This window comes from Tateyamaria sp. (assembly GCF_059783535.1).
This window is the reverse complement of sequence record NZ_JBYNDP010000225.1, coordinates 1-3,125: the sequence shown is the minus strand read 5'-3', so window position 1 is coordinate 3,125 and position 3,125 is coordinate 1. Positions and strand designations below refer to the sequence as shown.

Sequence of the window (3,125 nt, the reverse complement as noted above, 5' to 3'; positions counted from 1 at the left end):
CTTCATGCCAGGCTACGTGCTGGTGCACATGGAAATGTCCGACCAGGGCTATCACTTGATCAACTCGATCAACCGCGTCACTGGCTTTCTTGGTCCGCAGGGCCGCCCGATGCCGATGCGTGATGCCGAGGTGAACCAGATCCTGAACCGCGTTCAGGAAGGCGAAGAAGCACCGAAGCTGATGATCAGCTTCGAGGTGGGCGAAAAGGTCAAGGTCAACGACGGCCCGTTCGAGGATTTCGACGGCATGGTCGAAGAGGTGGACGAGGACAACCAGCGCCTGAAAGTGACCGTATCGATCTTTGGCCGCGAAACGCCGGTCGAACTGGAATACACGCAGGTCACCAAGCAGATCTGATTTGATGAGATCGGCATGATGAACGGGCGCGCTTTTGCGCGCCTTTTCATTTTGGGATGAGCATGGACTGTTCTTCCGCTGGACCGGCTCAAGGGTGGCCTTGAGAGAAAGATCAGACCGCCGTTTCTATCGGCGGGAAAGCCCGCTTGGCGCATCTTGCAACCGTTCAGTCGGCAAGCTTCCTTTCGGAAAATGCGGCAATGCCAAAGTCCACAACCTCCACCCTGTTCAGGTGATGGACTTCTTCCAACGTGAACCAAGCAGCGTCTATGGTCGTGTCATCGTCGCTGAACTCTCGCTTGAGTTCCCCGGCGCAATTGTGCGCCTCAAAAATCAAACGGAGTGCGAGATCGGGCTGTCCTGAATTGGACACGCTTGCTTCAAACCACTCTGATTGCGCCCCTAACAAAGGCCCAATATCCGCGTCCAGACCAGTCTCTTCCTTCAATTCACGCATCGCGGTTTCGTGCGCTTGCTCACCCCATTCAATGCCACCACCCGGCAATGTCCACGCTCCCGATTTGGGGTGACCAGATTTCTCAAATCGCGTCAGCAAAACTCTGCGTTGCACGTCCACCGCGATTACATATGCGGCAGCCCTTTGCCACTGAATGTTCATCAAAGCGTCCTTCCATGCGCAGCTTATCGACAAACCAATTCGATTTTGCATTTGCGAAAACAGACTTTGGCAGCGGTGAAACACTCTTGCAAGTTGGCTCTGAGCAGGGGTTCGCATCACAGCGGCGCGACTGTTTTGTCCATAGGTCAGAGGCTTGTCGGTTTGAACATCATGCGCGCTGACGAGGCCTCAATTTCAGTCCGACACAGTTACAAATTCGAAAAGCAGAACTTATCCACAGAAACATCCACAAGAGCTGTTGACGAATACGGCGGATTGTCGCCTACTGGTTGACATAGGCACACGATGTAGATGTGCGACGGAAAGCCGAGCAGCGTATCTGGGGGATATTCTATGGCATTGAAATATTTGCGGGACAGCCTTCCCTGGCTGGTCCCATCGGCCGCAATTGTATTTGCAGCATCTGGATTTCTTGAGCTTGGGAGCGGCGAAGACGCCGCACCTGCAAGCGAACAGACATTTTCGAACGCAACCGCACCACAAGTCGTAGCCGCTCAACCGGCACCCGCCGCCTTGGAAGAAGAGGTTGTCGCGCGGCAAGCCGGCCCTGAAACCACGCTGACCACCGTGGGCGCATCGAATGCCCAGGCACAACCGCTGGCGGCAGCCACGCTTCCGCAGCCTGCGCCTGCACTGGCTCCGGAACCGCAACGCACCGCCGCATTGGCGACAACGCCGGCGGCCCCGTTCTTCGACACCAACACTTTTGGTGAAGCCGCACAGCAGCAATGTCTGGAAGATCTACGCACTATGGCGGGCCAAGCACGCGTTTACTTCCCAAGCGGCGGTCTGAATGCGGACCAGGGCGGCATCGAGCAAGGCCGTCTTCTTGGTCTGATCGCGCAAACCTGCCCAGATGTGCAGATCCGGGTTGAGGGCCATTCGGACCCGTCCGGTGATCCAAGCGCCAACCTCCGCCTCAGCCAGGCCCGCGCCGAAGAGGTGATCAAACGCATCGGTGCATCGGGCCTCGACACGAGCATGTTCATTGCGGAAGGTTTGGGCGACCGCCAGCCGTCGGGCATCGTGGGACCAGAGCCTGCTTCGTACTATGATCGCCGGGTCGAGTTCTCGATCGTCGACAAAGTCACGCGCGTGGCGGTCCGGACGCCTGCAGTTGTGAAACCTTGGGCGACAGCCGCGTGCGTGACCGAACTGCAGCGCGCCGTTGACAGCACCATATTGTTCTACGCCCCGCGCTCCGTGTCGCTTGGGGCAGGGGATCTGGACACCGCCATGGGGCTGGCCACTCTGGCAATGGAATGTCCACACGCCCGTCTGCGCGTGATCGGCCACCATGCAGGCGATCTACAGTCAGGCGAGGGCGTGGCAACCGGTCTGCTGCGGGCCAAGGCCCTGATGGCCATGCTGGTCGGTCGTGGTGTTGCGTCCGAAGAGATCATCATCGCTGCCCCGTCGCGTCCGCTGAACGATGCGGGCCTGCCCGGCAGCCGTGTCCGCTTTGACGTGATCCTCGAAGAGGGCTGACAGCCTGTCCCCGCGGGGACAAAGCTGCAAAACATGCTTGTAATTTGGACAGGAGCGCTGTAACCGGCGCTCCTGTTTCTTTTGCAGCACCCCTGGTGGGTGGCGCGGCGGTCGCGCCCGCCAGACCAGACCACATCAACATAGGCCAAGGGGCGCGTCCCGCGGCTGTTTGAAAAGGAGATTGGCACATGGCCAAGAAACTTGCCGGCACCATGAAATTGCAGGTGCCCGCCGGTCAGGCAAACCCATCCCCGCCGGTTGGTCCGGCCCTGGGTCAGCGCGGCATCAACATCATGGAATTCTGCAAGGCGTTCAACGCCAAGACCGCAGATATGGAGCCCGGTGCGCCGTGCCCCACCGTGATCACCTACTACCAGGACAAATCCTTCGCCATGGATATCAAGACGCCGCCTGCGTCCTACTATCTGAAGAAGGCGGCCAAGGTGAAATCCGGCGCGAACAACCCGTCGCGTGAAACCGTGGGCACCGTGACAGCGGCCCAGGTCAAGGAAATCGCCGAAGCGAAAATGAAAGATCTGAACGCCAACGACATCGAAGGCGCAATGCAGATCATCCTGGGCTCGGCCCGCTCCATGGGCATCGAGGTGAAGTAAGATGGCAAAGCTTGGAAAACGCACA

4 protein-coding genes are annotated in these 3,125 nt (G+C 58.7%); 3 read left to right on the top strand and 1 reads right to left on the bottom strand.

The window, feature by feature from the left end; genetic code table 11:
• Nucleotides 1-358, top strand: a 358-nt coding sequence (gene nusG, locus AC6RA8_RS21830; protein ID WP_500355851.1) for a transcription termination/antitermination protein NusG, incomplete at its 5' end; no start/stop codon positions are given.
• 166 nt (nucleotides 359-524) lie between these two features.
• Here the strand turns inward: nusG and AC6RA8_RS21825 are convergent.
• On the bottom strand, nucleotides 525-977 hold the full coding sequence (locus AC6RA8_RS21825) for an NUDIX hydrolase (RefSeq protein ID WP_500355850.1): 453 nt from the start codon (nucleotides 975-977) through the stop codon (nucleotides 525-527).
• A 354-nt stretch (nucleotides 978-1,331) separates the two neighbouring features.
• Here AC6RA8_RS21825 and AC6RA8_RS21820 point away from each other — a divergent pair, with 354 nt between their 5' ends.
• Nucleotides 1,332-2,486: an OmpA family protein gene (locus AC6RA8_RS21820; protein ID WP_500355848.1), complete on the top strand. Its 1,155-nt coding sequence runs from the start codon at nucleotides 1,332-1,334 to the stop codon at nucleotides 2,484-2,486.
• A 188-nt stretch (nucleotides 2,487-2,674) separates the two neighbouring features.
• The gene (gene rplK, locus AC6RA8_RS21815; protein WP_189370389.1) at nucleotides 2,675-3,100 is read left to right on the top strand and encodes a 50S ribosomal protein L11; all 426 of its coding nucleotides are present in this window, start codon (nucleotides 2,675-2,677) and stop codon (nucleotides 3,098-3,100) included.
• The last annotated feature ends 25 nt before the right edge of the window (nucleotides 3,101-3,125 follow it).